This window comes from Nocardia nova NBRC 15556, from assembly GCF_001613005.1.
In the GTDB taxonomy this organism is placed as follows: Bacteria; Actinomycetota; Actinomycetes; order Mycobacteriales; family Mycobacteriaceae; genus Nocardia; species Nocardia nova.
On record NZ_BDBN01000020.1, the window covers coordinates 17,052 to 34,788 of the forward strand.

19 protein-coding genes are annotated in these 17,737 nt (G+C 66.2%); 13 read left to right on the top strand and 6 right to left on the bottom strand.

Annotated elements, in window-relative coordinates; all coding sequences use genetic code 11:
* The first annotated feature begins 197 nt into the window (after window positions 1-197).
* From NN2_RS37015 to NN2_RS08235, 13 genes are all read left to right on the top strand, one after another.
* On the top strand, window positions 198-752 hold the full coding sequence (locus tag NN2_RS37015; RefSeq protein WP_156511267.1) for a hypothetical protein: 555 nt from the start codon (window positions 198-200) through the stop codon (window positions 750-752).
* The gene (locus NN2_RS08180) at window positions 749-1,816 is read left to right on the top strand and encodes a hypothetical protein (RefSeq protein WP_063011876.1); all 1,068 of its coding nucleotides are present in this window, start codon (window positions 749-751) and stop codon (window positions 1,814-1,816) included. Before NN2_RS37015 ends, NN2_RS08180 begins: the two co-directional genes overlap by 4 nt.
* A gap of 41 nt (window positions 1,817-1,857) precedes the next feature.
* On the top strand, window positions 1,858-2,760 hold the full coding sequence (locus NN2_RS08185; protein WP_156511268.1) for a hypothetical protein: 903 nt from the start codon (window positions 1,858-1,860) through the stop codon (window positions 2,758-2,760).
* Complete coding sequence (locus tag NN2_RS08190) at window positions 2,757-3,698, top strand: hypothetical protein (RefSeq protein ID WP_063011880.1); 942 nt, start codon at window positions 2,757-2,759, stop codon at window positions 3,696-3,698. Before NN2_RS08185 ends, NN2_RS08190 begins: the two co-directional genes overlap by 4 nt.
* A gap of 73 nt (window positions 3,699-3,771) precedes the next feature.
* Window positions 3,772-4,725 (top strand): hypothetical protein, encoded by a 954-nt coding sequence (locus NN2_RS08195; RefSeq protein ID WP_063011882.1) that lies wholly within the window; start codon window positions 3,772-3,774, stop codon window positions 4,723-4,725.
* A 61-nt stretch (window positions 4,726-4,786) separates the two neighbouring features.
* Window positions 4,787-5,704: a hypothetical protein gene (locus NN2_RS08200; RefSeq protein ID WP_156511269.1), complete on the top strand. Its 918-nt coding sequence runs from the start codon at window positions 4,787-4,789 to the stop codon at window positions 5,702-5,704.
* A gap of 60 nt (window positions 5,705-5,764) precedes the next feature.
* Entirely contained in the window at window positions 5,765-6,727 is a 963-nt protein-coding gene (locus NN2_RS08205; RefSeq protein WP_156511270.1) for a hypothetical protein, read from the top strand.
* Window positions 6,728-6,989: 262 nt separating this feature from the next.
* Window positions 6,990-7,748 (top strand): hypothetical protein, encoded by a 759-nt coding sequence (locus NN2_RS08210; RefSeq protein WP_063011888.1) that lies wholly within the window; start codon window positions 6,990-6,992, stop codon window positions 7,746-7,748.
* Window positions 7,745-9,004, top strand: a complete 1,260-nt coding sequence (locus tag NN2_RS08215) for a hypothetical protein (protein WP_063011890.1) — start codon at window positions 7,745-7,747, stop codon at window positions 9,002-9,004. Before NN2_RS08210 ends, NN2_RS08215 begins: the two co-directional genes overlap by 4 nt.
* 67 nt (window positions 9,005-9,071) lie before the next feature.
* Window positions 9,072-10,922, top strand: a complete 1,851-nt coding sequence (locus tag NN2_RS08220; protein ID WP_063011892.1) for a type IV secretory system conjugative DNA transfer family protein — start codon at window positions 9,072-9,074, stop codon at window positions 10,920-10,922.
* Window positions 10,919-11,770 (top strand): DUF4913 domain-containing protein, encoded by an 852-nt coding sequence (locus tag NN2_RS08225; protein WP_063011894.1) that lies wholly within the window; start codon window positions 10,919-10,921, stop codon window positions 11,768-11,770. Before NN2_RS08220 ends, NN2_RS08225 begins: the two co-directional genes overlap by 4 nt.
* Before the next feature lie 25 nt (window positions 11,771-11,795).
* Window positions 11,796-12,974 (top strand): AlbA family DNA-binding domain-containing protein, encoded by a 1,179-nt coding sequence (locus NN2_RS08230; RefSeq protein WP_156511271.1) that lies wholly within the window; start codon window positions 11,796-11,798, stop codon window positions 12,972-12,974.
* A 162-nt stretch (window positions 12,975-13,136) separates the two neighbouring features.
* On the top strand, window positions 13,137-13,592 hold the full coding sequence (locus tag NN2_RS08235; protein WP_063011898.1) for an NUDIX hydrolase: 456 nt from the start codon (window positions 13,137-13,139) through the stop codon (window positions 13,590-13,592).
* 1 nt (window position 13,593) lies between these two features.
* Here the strand turns inward: NN2_RS08235 and NN2_RS08240 are convergent, their stop codons facing one another.
* The 6 genes from NN2_RS08240 to NN2_RS08260 all read right to left on the bottom strand — a co-directional run bounded on the left by NN2_RS08240 (window position 13,594) and on the right by NN2_RS08260 (window position 17,663).
* Window positions 13,594-15,063, bottom strand: a complete 1,470-nt coding sequence (locus NN2_RS08240; protein WP_063011900.1) for a B12-binding domain-containing radical SAM protein — start codon at window positions 15,061-15,063, stop codon at window positions 13,594-13,596.
* Window positions 15,032-15,826: a DNA glycosylase family protein gene (locus tag NN2_RS08245; RefSeq protein ID WP_063011902.1), complete on the bottom strand. Its 795-nt coding sequence runs from the start codon at window positions 15,824-15,826 to the stop codon at window positions 15,032-15,034. The genes NN2_RS08240 and NN2_RS08245 overlap by 32 nt, the downstream gene beginning before the upstream one ends.
* A gap of 15 nt (window positions 15,827-15,841) precedes the next feature.
* The gene (gene tmk / locus NN2_RS08250) at window positions 15,842-16,459 is read right to left on the bottom strand and encodes a dTMP kinase (RefSeq protein WP_063011903.1); all 618 of its coding nucleotides are present in this window, start codon (window positions 16,457-16,459) and stop codon (window positions 15,842-15,844) included.
* Between the two features lie 167 nt (window positions 16,460-16,626).
* On the bottom strand, window positions 16,627-16,779 hold the full coding sequence (locus NN2_RS37020; RefSeq protein ID WP_156511272.1) for a hypothetical protein: 153 nt from the start codon (window positions 16,777-16,779) through the stop codon (window positions 16,627-16,629).
* Window positions 16,776-17,021 (bottom strand): hypothetical protein, encoded by a 246-nt coding sequence (locus NN2_RS08255; protein ID WP_063011905.1) that lies wholly within the window; start codon window positions 17,019-17,021, stop codon window positions 16,776-16,778. The genes NN2_RS37020 and NN2_RS08255 overlap by 4 nt, the downstream gene beginning before the upstream one ends.
* A 9-nt stretch (window positions 17,022-17,030) precedes the next feature.
* Window positions 17,031-17,663, bottom strand: a complete 633-nt coding sequence (locus NN2_RS08260) for a hypothetical protein (RefSeq protein WP_156511273.1) — start codon at window positions 17,661-17,663, stop codon at window positions 17,031-17,033.
* Window positions 17,664-17,737: the final 74 nt, after the last annotated feature.

Here is a 17,737-nt window from a genome sequence, read left to right on the forward strand (position 1 = left end):
CCGATGTGGGGATCCTACGCATCGTCACATCCCGCTTTGTCGCGGATCCCGGTGCCCTGCACCGGGCGGCGTTCACCAGCGGCCTAGTGCTCGACCTCGTCACCGACACCGCCACGCGACCGGCCATCAGCTCGGCGTCTGGTCGACTGGCGCCGCGCGGACCTCACCTGCCTCATCCAACACCCGAGGAATCACCGATGAAGTCACGCTCAATCGCAACCCTGCTCACCGTCACGGCCGGAACATGCCTGCTCGCAGCGTGTACCGAACATCCGTCGCGCGGCCGACCACCGGATAGGTACGTCTGCGCCCGCGACAGGTTCGAGCCACCGTTCACCGCGGTCGACCCGTGCTCGGCCGAATCGGTCACGTCGGCAGCACTGGAGACGATGTTCACCTACCGACCTGCCGAAGGCCTGGACCCACGGCGTGCGTTCGAAGCCGCGACGCCGCTGCTGGAACCCGAATTCGCGCGCAGCGGTGCACCCGCGGCGACCGCATTGGCACCGGTCACACCCGACATGTGGGGTCACTGGCGAGACCAGCACATCACGGTCACCGCGAGCGCTCGGGCCACGGCTGATGATCACCCCGCCGACACCGCGGCGCGGGCGGCGCGGGTGGTGACCGTGAGCATGCAACCCAGCGACAGCACACCCGCGCTGCGGCTGGTGGTGTTCGCTGTTGCGCGTTACACGCAGACCGATGAAGGTGTGCGATGGCTGCTGTCGAACGTTCAGGTGGCGTCATGACCAGCGGCAACGGCGATCCGGTCGACGAGGGCGGCCAAGCTGTCAAGGCCGGGTTCGTGCAGGCGATGCAATCGGCGACGATGACGATGAACCTGCTGCAGCGCCGCGGTAGCGAATCGCGCTCGCGGCAAGAATTCGCCCAGCGCCAAGACGACCGGATCGCCGAGCAGCAGCGCAAGAACCACATCCACGCCGCGCAGATCCAGGGCTACATCGATAGGGCGCAGCACGGCCGCCTCGAGCACTGGGCCGACATGGCGATCAAGGCCGGCCGCTACCGCGAACACCTGCTCGAGATGGACGTCAAAAACGCGCGCCTGCAAAACGATCAGGACAAAGCAGACCGCGCCAGAGATGGCGACAAAGCCACCGAGGAACGCCGAGACAAGGTCCACGGGCTGCAGGTGCGCGCCCTGCGCGGCGAGTACAACCGCAAAGACGCGATCCACACCCAGCAGCTACGCCGCTACGACAAACAGATCGCGCAAGACCAGCGGCTGCACGATCTGAAGGTCGAATACCAGAAGCTGCTGATCGAAGCCCGCAAACGCGCGCTCGGGCTCACCGAAACACTCACCGACACCGACCCCGGCGCCGCCCGCGCTCATGCCGCCAGCGCGGGCTGGGCGGCGGCCGAGGCCACCGCGGATCTGTCCGACGAGCATCGTGCCCACGCCGACGCGTGGGCCGAACGCTACGGCGAGGACACCGGCACCGACCCCAGTTCCACATTGGCCGATGCGCGTGCCGAGGCTGCGGCCCTCGACGACGCGGTCGATGAACTCCACACCCAGATGAGCGCGCTCAGTGTCGAGTACACCCTTGCCAGCTATGGCAAATCCCAGCTGCGAGACATGAACCCCCACAGCGCCACCGACCGGAACCGCTGGCCTGATGCCGATTCAGGCGAACAGTTCGAAGTGCTCGACGGAGAAGTCATCGATGTCGCGGTCGAGGTCACCGGCGTCACCGGTGACCTCGATATGGGCGTCGATTTTGCGCCACCGGTTCTCCCACCCGTCAAAGCTCTCGGGCCCGCGCCGTCGGCGGAGATCGAACCATGATGGCGCGCAACCCCCTTCTTGTCCGCGAATCGGGTGTGGCTGTGCCCGATCGGTGGCAGATGAAGCTGCTCGCCGGTGTGTATTTGCATGCGTCGGCGGCGCGGGAGATGGCCGCCGCGGCGCGGGCCGGGCGGGAGGCGAGCGGTGAACTGCCACCCCCGTCGTGGTCGCGGGCTTTTCGCACCGAGGTCCTGCTCGGGCAAGAGCTCGAGAAAGCGGGATTGGCCGCGGGCGTGCCGCGGGAATGGCTGAACCAGGTCCGGGCCCGCGCCCATCTGGGGCAGCCGTGGCGACGCGACCTGCACTGGCGCAACCCGAGACCGGTCGACCGGACCAGGCTGCTGGTCGGGTTGGCCGGTGAGGCGCACCGGATTCAGGACCTCGCCGCGGTGGCCGTCGCCTACGAGCATCGCGGCGCGCACGCCGAACCCGGAACCGCGACCTGGGTCATGCGCAACCTGCGCAGGTCCCGCACCCGCCTTGTCCAACTCGCACGCCTGCTCGCCGTGACCGACGACGAGGCACAGCGACTGTGGAACTCGCCGCACCACTGGACCGCCGCCGCCGAAGGGGCCCGCGCCGCCGGTGTCGACGAACTCGACACTCGCTGGCGCGCCCACGCCCGCAGTGACCAGACCAGCATCGTCTTGCAGGCCCGCGCACTCACCAAATCCGGAATCACCGCACCAACCGGCGCCGCACTCCCGCCACCCGACCAGATCCTCGACGTCCTTCGAAAAGAACTCGGACACAACGCTGTTCCCGTATCCGATGCCGCGGGCAGGCGCTTGGAAGCCGACGTGGACGTCGTCGCACCGGCCGGGCAAGACATCGATATGGCAGTGGCCGCAGCTGGAGTCGGCAGCGGCGGCCATGACGGCCTGGTCGCGGATCTTCCGCCGCTGCCACGACAGCCCGGCACTGGAGTCGAGGTCGAACTATGACTGCGACGGAACACGCCCTCGGTGCGGCCGGTCGGCGTCCGGTGGCGCCGAATGCGCCGCAGAAGGCACTGCTGCGGCGGTTGTGCGCGGTGGCAGCCCAGACACGGGCACTGCTCGACACCGCCCGAAACGACTATGAGACAGGGGTTTTAGCCGAGCCCGCCTGGTTCGCGCGCCTGGATGCCCTGATGGCGCGCAGCGCCGCTCTGGCGGAGCTGGGCCACGCCGGCGGGATACCACAGCGGTGGATCGATCTCGCTCGCCAGCAGGGCGAGCACGGCACAGGGTGGCGGACCCCGCAACGATGGCCCGTCCCGCAACCTGTGCAACGGGCCAGCCTCATCGACGACCTCGCCGCCGAAGCCCGCGACCTCAGTGACGTCATCGCCGTCCACGCCGCCTACCGCGCCCGCGCCCGCAACGACGAACCCGAGTCTCTGCGCACACGAATCGAAGCCACCGCAACTATGCGCCACGAGCGGCTGACGTCGATCGCAGCGCTGTTGGATCTGATCGGACCCGAACGTGACCGGATCAGACCAGCCCCGGATCCGAGCTGGGCCCGCGCTCTCGCGGCCACCGTGCGAGACCGCGACACCAGTCTGCTGGCGCGGCAATGGCGCGCCCACGCGCACCACGAACCCGCGTCGGTGACGGCCTACCGGTTGCTGAGCGACCACGGCGACATCGAATTCACCGCTGATTCGGCCATTGCGCCGATCCCCGCGGTGATGGTCGAACACATCGCCGCCGCCCTGCGACTGCCACCTGGGCTGGCTACTCCCGTCCTGCCACTCGGCGCAGCCACGGACAACGCGGTGACCGCCGCGTTAGGCGAACCCCGATGCCTTGAACTCCCCGCGCAAACTACCGGCGACGAGCAGCACGTCGGCGGAGCACCAGCACGCACACATCGCCACAACGGCCCGAGTCCGTGACCGCGCGGGGCACACGCCCTCGAGCCGCTGACTATCCGGCGGCGGAGCAACAAGCCCGAGCCAGGAGGCAAGGATGACGATTCCCAAACCGATACGCGATCCAGCCACCATCTCAGCGCAGACGTCGACCCATGCGCAGAGAACCGACCGCGGCCAGAAGCCCAACGCCGCCCAAGCGGCGCTGTTGCGACGACTGCGCGACGTCTCCGACGGGCTGCACCGGATGCAGGAAACAGGCCGCCTCGGAGGCGAATTCGGTCACTTTCCCTCCGAACTGTGGCACGACTACCTCAACGACATGCACGACCGTGCCGACGCACTCACTGCCCTCGGGCGCACCGGCGGCATCCCTGAACAATGGCTCGACTACGCCCGTGGGCATACCGCTAGCGGGCAGGTGCCCGACCGTTGGCCGGGCACAGATTCGCGGGCGCGCGCCGAGCTGATCGCCGCAGTGGGCGGGCAGGCTCGGGAGCTGGGGCACATCGCAGCGGTGCATGCCGCCTACCGGTCGCGGATCGCCGCTGAACCCGACCGAGCCCAGGAGGCTTTCGCTGAAATGCTGGGCCAGCGATGGGACCGGATCGGCACGGTGGCGGCTCTGCTGAATCCTGTCGGCGCGGAACGCCAAGAGATTTGGCCCGACGCCGCGAGTCCCGCATGGCTCGCGTCTTTCGCGCAGCCAGTACGCGACATCGGGACTGCCGAGTTGGCACGGCGATGGCATACCCACCTGTCGGCTCCCGACGCCGCCGTGTCCACGCATGCCGCGCTGGCCGACTATGGCGACTTGGCCTGGGACCCCGACCGCGAACTGGTGCCGCCACCGCAATCACTGATCGCCCAAATCAGCGCTGTCCTGCATCCCGGCCGCAGCGTCGACAAGGCGGTCGGTCGTGGCGCCGCGATCGACGCCGATATCGCCGCTGCACTCCCTGCTGTGGCCCGCGAATTTCTGCCGGAGATCCCCCCACCGGACCCGAATCAGGATGTCGGCCCCGCGCTCGATGCCGGACCCGAACCGTGACGGCAACCAGTCAGCCGAAAACAGCAGCAACGCAGATCAATCCGAATCCAGGAGATCGCAGATGAACGAACCACATTCACGGCCCGTGCAGCGAAGACCGGTGTGGCAGCAGAGACTGCTCGAGCGGATCCAGGACCTGTCAGACGACCGCGGCCTGCTGCTACGCAAGGGCTATGACACTCCGCCTGGGGCGGGGGAGTTGGCGATGCTGGCATGGCGCACTCAGCTGCTGCAGCTTGCGGCCGACAGCAGCGAGATCGAAGCCCGCGCACACGCGATCGGCATCCCGCCCGCCGAGATCGCCGCCGCCCGATCGGCCGGAAGCCGCGGACGCCGAGCCGACCTCAACCCCGAGCCCGGCGCCGATGCGGTGCGCGAGCACGTTATCGGCTGGGTGGCCAGCGACGTATGGCAGATCCAGTACATGGCCGCGATCGACGTCACCCACCGGATGCGTGCGGTCACCGACGCACCCCGATTCGAGCCCGAACCGTGGATGGTCGCTCAGTTCGAGCGCAACCTGAGCGCGTTATGGATACGGGCGGGCAATGTCGCCGACGCGATCGGCCTCACCGTCGCCGAATCCGCCGGAATGTGGGCCCGGACCAGCAGTGATTGGCAGCGAATACTCGGTGCTACGACACATACCTACGACAACGAAGCAATCGAGGAACGCTGGCGCGTCTACGCCCGCCCCGGCATCGAAACCAGCGTCGTGCGCGATGCCACAGCCATCACCCTGCGCCTGGACGTCGCCCTGTCCGAGCAACCCGTGCGCATCCCCACACCGCACGCCATGAAAACCGCTGCCGCAGAAGCGTTCCTGTCCCACCCCTCCGCCTCCGCCGTCGCCGACCCCATCACCGACGCGATCGACCGCGCCCTTGCCGAGGCCGACCACACCCGATGGGACACACCCACACCCACCGGCACACCGCAGCATCCCGGGCCCGATTTCGACCGCGGGGCTCAGTTATGAGCCGCGCCTGCCCACACCCACTGACTCGCAGCAGGTTCACCACCAGGAGAGAAGCTGACCATGACCAAACCTGACCCGGCAGTGTCGATCGAACAGTGGCAGGCGAAGTTGCTGGCCCGCATCGACCGCCTCGCGCGCGAGCACGCGACGGTGCAGGCACGCGGCTTCGGCGGCTACGCCGGCGCCGACGGCACGCCCGAGCAAGAATGGCGCTCGCATCTGGACGCGTTGGAAGCCGAACGCGAAACTACCGAGCAACTGGCCATCGAGCTCGGCATCCCACCCCGATGGGTCGACCGCGCACGAACCAACGGTGCCGAAGCCGCCGAACTCTCCGCGGCCACAGCGGCAATCGCACAGGCTGTCGCGCATCCGAGCCCTGCAGCGGGGATACCCGAGGCCGCCGCGTCGGTGTCGAAGCAGCTGTTCATCGACATGGCCGTGGTCGATGTGTGGCATGTGCATCGGATGGCGCTGCTGTCAGCGGCGCGCGATGCTCGCCTCAGCGCGGGCCGTTTGCGTCTGGGTGCCGACCCGGTTGCCGATATGCAGTTCCACCGCAACATGAATCTGCACCATCAGCGCGCGGCCGGGCTGTCCGACGCGGCGCAACTGTCGGCGCCCGAGGTCGACGCCCTATGGGACAGCCCGCAAGTCCGTACCGCCCGCCAGCAGGCCGCCGAGCAGATCAACCGATGGGACGATCTGCAACTGGAATTCGAATGGCGCCGCTACACCCGACCCACGACGGACCCAGTGTTGCCGCCCTACATCCCTGTCGACCCGGACACCGGAGCCCCGACCACCCAGGCACAGGCTCGCCCACCCGACCCCGACGAATTGATCGCGCGCGCCGCCGCCGCGCTCGGTATCGACCCCGAGCGCACCGACCGGCTCCCGATCCGCCTCGCAGCCGCCATCGATATCGCTCTGCCCGGAGCCGGCGCCCGCGACTGGGCTCCCGACCCCGCCACCGCACCACCGCCAACCTCCCTACGACCCGACGTCGGACCCGAACCCTGACCGCCGCACCGCTAACTCTCGGTGATGGCGCTGGCGCCGCCCTCACTTCAAGCCCGATTCCACCCCGATACCGCGAGGACATCCCGTCACGCCACGACCACCGGTCGCGGCCCGCTTCACCAGAAGGCGGAACACGATGTCCGACAACACATTCCCACCATCGAATCCTCCCGGCGTCAACGCCGCCCACGCAGCGAGCCCACCCCTCTCCGGCGCAACGGCCTCTCCTCCGGTACCCGCGACAGCGTTTCGATCCCGCACCGTGGCCAGCCCGCTGGCCGTCCGGTTCGGCCCAGACGACCCCGACGCGGTGCGCGCGACCGCACTGCGCGCCGTGCAGGACGCGATGAAGCGCTACATCGACTGGCAACAGCACCCGGCCCCCGACACCACCACCACTGCGGGTTCCGGCGAGTGGCGGCTGACCGCGATCAACGGCATCGAAGACGACCTACGCCGCGCGTACCTCGACGCCGTCCACGGCGGGGTGCCGATCAGCGACATCGACACCGCCCACGATCTCGGACTGGCCGGTGTCGGGTGGGACCAGCAACCCGCCCACCGGCTGCTGGGACGGCTCGAACACCTCGCCCACGCACTCACCCTCGCCGAGGCACGCGCCGGCACCGACCGCACCCGGATACGCGACCTCGAACACGAACTCGGCCAAGCCAAGGCGCGCATCGAGTCCCTGTCCGAAGACCTTGCCCACGCGCGCAACACCATCGCCAATCAGACCGAAGAACTGGTCGACGCCGAATGGCGGACCGGACACCGCCACCACAACGTCGAACCCGGACCGCAGTCCGTCCGCGCGCTCGCCCGCATGAACGCCGAACTGGCACTGGCCAACGAGATCGACGCCCTGCAACGCGGATCGGCAACCGATACCAGCGGTGGGATCGGTACAGCGATCGACACCGCACTGCCCGGCCATCCCGGCTACTGGCCCGACACCACCGACCCCGACACCGGGCCACCGCCCGCCACGTCGGATCACGGGCCGGAGGTAGAGCCGTGACCACTCTGGACGAGCCGTTGGGTTTCACCAACCCGGACTACTACCGCGACGCCGCCTCGCAGACCGAGCGGCAGCTGCGCGCCGATTTCGCGCGCTATTACCAGCTGCGCGAGATCGCGCCGTCCGCCATTTCGGCTGAGGCTCGCGCCGAATTCAATGCTCGCGCCGACGAAGTGGCGATCCGGTGGGCGCGCCATGAGTCCGAACACTGGCGCGGCACCTGGGCCGGATTACAGCGGGTCGTGGCCGGGTGGCGAACTCAACCGGAGATCGCGCGCCGCAACTTCGACCAGATCGCCCGCGCCCGCGCCTCCGGTGAGGTGGCGATCGATGACGACATTTGGCGCACCCTGCAACAGGCCCGCCTGATCACCGGCCACGGCCCCGGCACTATTACCGGCTCTGGCCAAGACGCCGCCCGCCGCTACCCCTACCTGCAACCCGACATGGGCGCAACCCCGGTACCAGCGCTACAGGCGCAGGAGGTTGATCGCCGCACCGCGGTCGAGCGCACCCTGGGCGCCCCCAGAAATCCTGCTATCGCGTTGCCGAGCCTCGCGAAGGTCGACGCAGTCATCGCCGACACCGACGCATTGCTCGAGACCGAGGAAGCAGCAGCCGATCTCGACGACGGCCGCGACGCGCGGAAAATGCTGCTGCCCCGCGCGGTTCGCGAGGCGCCGATCTCGGCCGACTACAGCGAGACCGAAACATGGCAACGCCGCCACGCCGAGGCCCTGCGAGAAGTGCAGGATCTCGCCGCCGAGCACAGCACCGTCGCCGACGGGCTCAACGGAATCGACGACCAAGCCCGTATCGCCCGGCTCGACCGATTGCGGGCCGGCCTGAGCGCCGCGCGACGCGACGCTCTCGCCATCGGACTCACCGACGACCAGGTACACACCGCATACACCACCGGCCGCGACGGAACCTACTGGGCCACACAACCATCCGATCCCCATTTGGGACGTATCGCCCAACTCCTCGAACACCGCGACACTGCCCGCGCCGCCGCCGACTCCTACCGAACCCAGCTCACCGGAACAATTGCCGCCCAGCCAGATCCCAGCCTCACCACGACAGACACGGCCATGCCGGTCACTCACAGCACTTCCGACGTAAGGACAGGTGCTGCGATCAGCAGTGCGGTCGACACCGCACTTCCCGACCCCCAGTCCGGCGAATGGGCCCCGGCCGCTTCCGAGGCGGACGCGAAAGAGAGTGTTGCCCAAGCTGATCGCGAGGTGAGTTTGTGAATCGCCTCGGCCACGGTTATGCACAGGCATTCACAACGTTATCCCCAGCCTGGGTGAGGGCAGTGTGATGGCGCGGCAGACGCGGCGCCGCACCACCGGAGGATTGGCCGAGGAAACCTGGCTGCTGCTCATAGCCCTCGGTCTCATTGGGTTGGCGCTGCTCGCATGGGCGGCCCTGTCGGCGGGAAGCTGGTGCGCCGGACTGCCTATCACCGCCCACCCAGTCGCCGCACTACTGCAGGTGATGGCCGGCCGGCATCGCTGGCCGTGGCAATCCAGCGTAGTCATGGCGACAGCGCTGGCGGCCATCGGCGCGTTCGCGACCGTATCTCGCAGGCGGTGGGCATCGATGCGGCGCAGCGACATCGACCGCGCGGCACGCACGATGGTATCCCCGCGCCAGATCTCCGCGGCGCGACAGCAGGACAACACTAGCGCCGCCGAACGGCTGCTCAAAGACGCACCAGCCCACATCCGGGCGCTGCCGGGGCCGCCGCTGGGCCGCACCGTCGTCGGCGGGATCGAGTTGTTCGTGCCGGCCGAGATGGGCGTGTTCATCGCGGCCGGGCAACGCACCGGCAAAACAATGGCGTGGGCGATCCCGGCCGTGCTGAGCGCGTGGGGGCCGGTCCTGGCGACCTCCAACAAACCAGACCTCTACCGGCACACCGTATTCGGTCGCGAACAACGCGGACGCGTCTGGCTGTGTGACCTGCAAGCCGTGACCGGGCAGCCGGTGTGCGGGTTCTGGGTCAACCTACTCGACCGCGTCCGAACGTTGGCTGCCGCACGAAAGTTGGCTTCGTTCTTCGTCTCCGGAGCGTCGGGGTCGGCATCAGAACGCGCCAACGCCCGTGTCGACTCCTACTTCGACGGTGGCGCTCAAGAATTGCTGTCCTTGTATCTTCTCGCGGCCGCATGTGTCGGCGGTGACCTGCTCCACGTCGCGGAATGGCTATCCAGCGATCAAGATCAGACCCCGATACTGATCCTGCGCCACCACAATCACCGGCGCGCGGCGCAGCGCATCCTCGATGCGCAAGGCCTGTACGCCCGGCAACGGGATGGGTTGTACGACATGGCACGCCGGTTTCTGAACGTGCTCTCCGACGAGGGCTACGCCACCATGATCACCCCACCCGCCCGCACCCACATCAGCGTCTACGAGACCAGCGACTCGATCATCATCGACACCGCGCTCGCGCAGGAGACACACAACCTGCCCGAATTCAAACCCGCCGAATTCGTCACCAGCAACGACGCCCTCTACGCACTGTCGATGACCGGACCCGACTCCGCCAGCGCCCTCACCGCCGCCCTCGTCGGTCAAATCCTGGAATCAGCGCTGAGGATCGCCCGTGCACGCCCCGACGGGCGCCTGGCCGTGCCGTTGCTGGCGGTGCTCGACGAAGCGGCCAACTGCGCACTCATCGACGAGTTGCCCAGCTATTACACCTACGCCGCCGGATGCGGTGTCATCCTGCTGACCATCGTGCAGGTCCTCGAACAAGCCGAAGACCTGTGGGGCGCTAACGGACTCACCGTCATCCGCGCCCAATCGATCGAAATCTACGGCGGCAACATCGCGACCCCTACCTACCTCGAGCAATGGGCGCGCCTGGTCGACGACCACGACGTCGCCGACCACTCCCGCTCGATCGGCCCCGGTGGCACCAACCGCTCCACCAGCTGGCGCGCCGAACCCATCCTCAACGTCGCCAAACTCGCCCGCCTGCCCAAAGACCGCGCCCTGGTCCGCCTCCCCGGCCACGAACCGGTCCTGATCGAAAAACGATTCTGGTGGGACAACCCCGCCCTCGAACCACTCGTCACAAAATCTCTGGCCCGCTACACCAAAACATCCACACCAAGAGCACGACCGGAAAACGCAGACGGTGCAACAGGAGTCGAACTATGACCACCCCCGCAACACCCGGAGCTACACGCCAGCGAAAGCCCGCGGCACCGGCGTATCCGGACTTCGTCACCTTCGCCGAGCAATGGCTGTTCCCGTTCATCACCGTGCGCCTCGCCGAAGCCAACCGCGAACATACCTGGACCTGGTGCAGCCAATGGTGGCGCCACCGCGCAGTGAGCGTGCGCATCGCTCACCTGCACCGAGCCTTCGAAGCCATGCGCGCCGACAAGAACGCCGCCAGCCTGTCGACCTTCATACTCCATCACCTCGACCCCCACTCCCGCGTCATCCTCGACGCCGCCAACGGCCCCCTGCACCGCTGCACCCGCACCAAACACGTCGCGCTGCCGTCCCTTTCCTGCGACCCCGTACCGGCCGGATGGTTCAAACCCCCAGCCAGCCCCGACACCAAATCGGGCGACACCAAGCCTTACCGCTTCGGCCACTACGCCGATTTCGTGGCCCAATGGCTGCTGCCGGTCACCGCGGTCCGCATCGCCGCCAACCATCGCGAAGACCAATACACGTGGTGTCGAAGATGGTGGGACCACCGCAGCGTCGCCGTCCGCTTCGCCGCACTGCATGTCGTGTTCGAAGCCGCCCGCGTCGCCGAGGACCGCTCTGCCATGTCGACACTGTTCGTCTCCCACACCGACCCGCACTTCCGATACATCCTCGACGCCGCGAACGGGCCCCTTCACCGCTGCACCCCCGACCACCACACCCCCGAAATTGGCCTACCAGCAGCGGACGTCCCCACCAACTGGTTCACCACACTCGGGAACTCCATTGCGATAGAGGAACTCGGATTCGGACCGGACTTCCGTAAGCAAGGAGGGCAGCGATGACGCGGTGCTGAGGAGCACACGCGAGTTGGCCAGCCTGGTGACGCCGGAGCTACGATGCGTGCTCCACTTGCTGCCGCACGAAGGAACGGCTCCCTTCCTGATGACGAACAGAGCAAAAATTCGATGGGATGACGCCAGGGGCGTCTTTGTTGATCAGAACGATCGCGTCTTGGCGGCCTACAACCCCCTTTCCGCGACGCGGGGGAGACTCGACGAGTTTCAGGATGTCACCGCTGGTGAACTGTTGCAGGCGCTCGGACATGCGGCAACGAGTGTCGACGATAGGACGGACCCGACAGCGGCAATATCGATTTCCTACCTGCCCAGTGATGTGGGTGTCTACCGGGCGGCATGGGCAGCAAACTATCCCTATCCCGAAGATATGCTTTCGATCGACTGGCGTGGAGGTCGTGTCGAATTCACGATTGAAGTGGTGTTGCCGAGAAAATCAAATTTCACTGACAAGGTCATTCGGTCGATGACCGAACCCCTCCTGGCAGCCAAAGGTATGACCTGTATCGAGACAAGGTTCTACGACGACTCCAGCGATGGTGGTGCCTGCGAGCTGACAGTGCTCCCGCCGGCAGAGGCCACTGTCCGGGAGATGGCCTTCATGGTATCGCAGCTGCGCGACATCGTTATGAACGAACCGCTTTCCGCTACTCCAGTAAACGCGTTCGCGGCGATCGAATCTGGGGAAATCCAATTCATGTTGGGCACAGTCGAGTCGGAGACGCTGGACGCGAAAGCCAGCCACTACTCAAAGCACGACCGGTCTCGCATCGTAATCGCCGGAGATGTTGCAGCGTTTGCGAACTCAGCCAAGGGTGGGATCATCGTTATAGGAGCCAGGACCGTCAAGGATCTCCATGGCCGCGACATAATCGCCGAGATCAACGGCACCGCAATCGACGTCGGTGCCACCGATCGATACAGGAAGGCGGTCGAGGACCTCGTTTTTCCTGAGGTCGCGGGCATCAAGATGTGTCGCGCTCCAGCAGCGCTAGGCGAGGTTGTCGCGTTACTAATACCTGCGCAGCATCCTGATCGCCTTCCATTCATCGTCCGCGCGGCTACCCAAACCGAGGGCAGAATGAGTTCGGCACTCTTCCAAGTACCAGTACGTTACGGCGACTCCAACATTCCGGCCAGAATCGAAACCATCCACCGCCGCCTCCGTCGCATCGACCAAGAAGACCAATAGACCGATCCAATCGCTGCGGTGTGGCAGCCCTTCCGGTAGCCAGACGCTGCCGAGGTGAGCGAGGGTCAGTTTCCTGCCGACACAAATTATTCGATTTAGGGCTTACCAGCGGAGCGGTGTAGTCTTCGGTGCGACCACCGAGCCCTTCAGGAGTTGTCTGCGATGGCTGACCGCCACCTGATCGACGTCCATATACTTCTCGCCGACGGGGACCGACTTCTGTTGACCCGTCGCGGCGGATCCGATGAGTTCGCCGGAAGATGGCATCTGCCTTCGGGAAAGCTCGACAAGGCAGAGGCCATCACGACGGCCGCGGCGCGCGAGGCGTACGAGGAGGTCGGGGTCGTGATCGATCCAGCTGATCTACGCGTCGTTCACGTCGCGCATGTGGCCGACTCCGGACCGGAGCCGCGTCTCGGCGTGTTTCTGCACACCACGCGCTGGCAGGGCGAGCCGGTCAATCGAGAGCCGGACAAATGCCTGGGGGTGGCGTGGTTCGGGTTCGACGAGCTACCCGACGACATCATCGAGTACCCGGCCGTCGGGATCCACGCCTTCCTCGACGGTGACGCCACGTTGTTCAGCGAATACGGCTGGCCGGTTCCCGCTGTCGTGTAGCTCAGCCGTGAGTGCGCGCATATTGCGTTCGACTGAGGTAGGTCGATTTGTCCCGGACGAAGCTGATCGGTGCCTCCGACAGCTGGATGCCTGAGGAGAAGTTGAATTCATCTCGGCCGTACATGGTTTCGTCGACTCCGCCGGCGGTGAGGTCGACCGGTGTGTAGTCGAGCAGCTGCTGCGGTGTGTAGCGGCCGGTGGCCATGAGACGGGTCCATTCCGGGGTGCCAGGGTAAGGCCGAAATTCGAACACGCTCGCTCGAAACGTCCCGGGCAGATGGTCTGAGGCGTCCCACAGTCGGTGGATCAGGGCCTCGGTGTCGTCTATCTCCTGCTTCGTTTCACCAGGGAAGCCGAGGATGAAGTAGCCCTTCACGTTGATGCCCCGGATCAGAAGCCGGTGGGCGACACGGACGGCCATGTCGGGGGTGATGCGTTTGTCGATGTGTCGCAGGACGCGCTCGCTGCCGGATTCGATGCCGAGCGCGACCTCGCGTAACCCGTTGGCCGCCAATATATCCAGCATCGCGTCGCTTGCGTGGTCGAGGACGTTGATGCGACCGGTGGCATCCCAGCGCGCCCAGTCGCCGATGTGTTCGGTGCTGAAGCCGTTCATCATTGTTTCAATGACTTTCTTCCAGCCGAGGAACAGGTCGTCGACGAACCGGAATGCGGTGACATCGTGCTGCTCGCGCAGCTGGGTCATTTCCTCGACGATGTTGTGCGGCTTGCGAACCCGGATGGTGATGTCGGGGTTGGCGCTGACAGCGGCGCCGCAGAAGGTGCAGTTGTAGGGACAGCCGCGAGCGCCGACCATGTTGGCTTCCCAGCGACCGCTCTCCCAATGCGGGTCTTGGCACAGGTAGGCGCGATCGACGAACGGCATCGTGTCGAGGTTCGGTGCCAGATGGTGCTGCGTGCCGGGCAGGCCGCCGGTGACCGGAGTTTTCATGATCGGGTCCAGCCACATGACGCCGGGGAGTCGAGTGCGGTTGCGCTGATCTTTCAGCAGCTCGACTACGCGGGTTTCGGCTTCTCCGAGTACCAGTGCGGTGCAGCGGCTCATTCGAGGGTCGGTGAGTATGTCAGCGGGCATAGCCTTGGCCTGGTGGCCACCGAGCATCACCAAGATGGCGGGGTCAAGCCCGGCAGCGATAGTCGCGGAGATTTCGTAGGTCGGCGCGAGCAAGTTCATTCCCGCCCAACGCGGGCGGGTCGCGTTCACTACGTCGATGGTTTCGGTGATGCCGAGGCCGTGTGCTTCGGCATCGAGTACGGCGACATTGAACCCGTGGTGGGCGGCGTAGGTGGCGATGTAGGCCATCCCGAGCACCGGGAGTGTGAAGTCGTTGACCCGCGGCCGGAGGGAATAGTCGCGTAGCGGCGCGTTGACCAGTAGTAGGTCGAGTTTGCGTTTCGGGTCGGCTCCCGCGAGCAGGTCAGGACGTGGCCGAGTGGTCGAGCTTTCCATGGTTGATCCCCCACGTGAGTGTCAAAATTGTCCAGGCGGACAACTGGTTTCCCGCCATCTCTTCCCAGGCGGCCTTGAACGCTGGTGCTCCCTGTGGCCAGTCCCGCTCCGGGTTGAGCCGCCGCGCCGCCGGTTGAACAGCGATGTCGGAGTAGTCGTAGAAGCTGAAGTCGTTGGTGTAGTCAGCGACCGCGGTGCATGCCGTCCAGCGCCCTACCCGGGGAATGGTTTGTAGCGCCTGCACCAGGTCGACGGCGGGCAACGTTTCCCAGACCTCGCCGTGGGCGTGGAAGCAGCGTGCCGCGTCGCGTAGCGCTGACTTGGGGAATGCCGCACCGACGGTTCCGAACTGTTCGTCGGTGAGGGCGAGGATCCGATGCGGCTCAGGGAACAGCCAAGCCGTCAAACCGTCGCGGGTGACCGGTTCACCGTAGGCGGTGCAGAATCTGAGGTATCGAGTGCGGGCGTGGCCCGCTTGGACCACTTGCCGCATAATCGCCGCCGTCACCGCGTCCCACAGCGACGGATTGGCCACGCGCACAACAATTCCAGCGTTCTTCAACGGCATCACCAAGTCCTCGGGGCCGGACAAAACGCTCGGATCGACCGTGTCGATTCGTATGCTGCTCTCACCGGAGTCAACGTCCTCCGCGCGCTCGGCAGACTTGGCCTCGATCAACACGGCAGAGTCACCGACGGCGACAGCCCGGTATACGGTACCGGCGTCGGTATGCAGCCAGGCGGGGTGGTCGGTCATGATCATGCAGTTCTTCCTTCGCTAGCGTGGTGGTCCGGCAGCGGGTCCGACGAGGTGTGCGATGGCGAGGGCTGTCTCGGCTTTCGCGTGCTCGGTGCAGTCGATCACATGGACCGGCCAGCCCCGTGCCCGGAGATCGTCGGCGACCTGGTCGAACAACTCCAGTTCGCGGCCGATGCTGTAGGCGGGCCGGCGTTCGAACCGGTTGTGTGCGCCGCGTGCGGTGAGACGGTCTGCGACGACCTTAGGGTCGGCTCGCAGGACGACTGCCATGTCCGGGACCCGGATCCCGGCGTTCAACTGCCATACCCGCTCCGCGGGTACCCCGTCGATCACTTGTAGGACCAGGCTGGACGGCAGGTACCGGTCGCACACCACGATCTTCTCGTCATCGAGTGCAGGCACGATCTCGACGTGTTGCTGATGATGCCGGTCCCCAGCAACCAGACACGCCAATGCAATTCCGGTATAGGTGTCGGTGTGCCCGCGTATGTGGTTACCGAGCACGGTACGGCTCGGCTGGCTGGTCGCGTACGCGGGGAGGCCTGTGCTGCGCAGGTATTCCACCGTCGATGCCACAGTGGTGGACTTGCCGACTCCACCCGCGCCGTCGATCGTGATCAGTCGTCCCGTCACCATCGGCTCCTATTGCTCTTGCACCGATGCTCTGTTGCCACAAGCGACATCCTCAGACGCGGGTGCCACGATTCGATAAACATCTCTCCTAACCTTTCCAAACCAGAAGACTCGTACGAATTTTCGGAATCGTCGGCCGCTTTCCGGCCAGCATCGAGCTGCGGTGACGGTCACGGCTCGCTGTCCTCCTCGTCCTCGATCCGTTGACGGATCTCATCCACCGACCGGCCTCTGGGGATCCTGTCCGGCCACCACCACACCACGGCGATGACAACCAACAACACAATGACGGTGGTCACGCCGGAGACCCAGATATCGCTCACGGAAGTGCCCACAACCGTTCGCAGGGCAGCCGCCGGCGCTGCGGATCTGGCGCCTCGAACGTCACCGACACAGTCGGGTAGTCGGTGACCCAATGCACTGCGAACCGGATCGCGGCCGGCATGCACGCGACGAACTTCAGCTCATGCGTATTCGGAACGGTGATCAGTACACACAGCCCGATGTCCGGTTCGTGCGGCAGCGGCGAGTTGGGTTGAGCTTCAGTGGGTTCGGCGAAGCTCATCGCGGCTCGCTACTGCTTCCCGATCGAGGCGTAGTCGGCCAACCCGCTCAAGACGTCGAGCAGAGTCTCGAGGTTGACCCCGTCCGGTAGCGGAGCGTCGTCGGTGCGCCGCGGCCGGAACCTCAGTCCGCGGGCAGCGGCGCGCTCGCGAGGGCTGTCGACCGGTGGAACGATCTTGCCCTCGCGGACGAGGCAGCTGTACGCGCTCGCCTTGCGCGGGCATTCGACGGCACGGCAATCCACGTGCTCCTGCATGATCTGTTGCGCCGCAGCGACGGTGAGCGGCTGCTGCGGATGGGAGTGTTCCGGGTGGGCGAAGCCCGGCAGAGTCGCCGCCCAGGTTGCTGGGGGACAGACCGTTTCGAGGTCGAACATCTCGCACACCCGGCTCGGGGTGTTGCCGACCGTCTCCAGGTCGTAGACGACCATCGCGTCGACGTTCAGGCTGGCGGCCAGCCCGAGTGCATAGCCGACCGGATCGGTGGCGTCGACCGGCGGCCGCACTGTATAGAGATGGAGGTAGCCGAGTCGTTCTGCGTGACGCTGGGCCTCCATCGCGTGTCGCGGCGCGTTCGGGCCGGAAACCTCCGCGCGTACGAGGCATACCGCGGTGGGCTGGTGGTTCGGTTCGGCGGAATCCATTGGCAGTCCTCCCATCTCGTGTGTGAACGGCACCCGCCGCCGAAGATCCGTTCGCCCGACGATCCGGCGTCGCT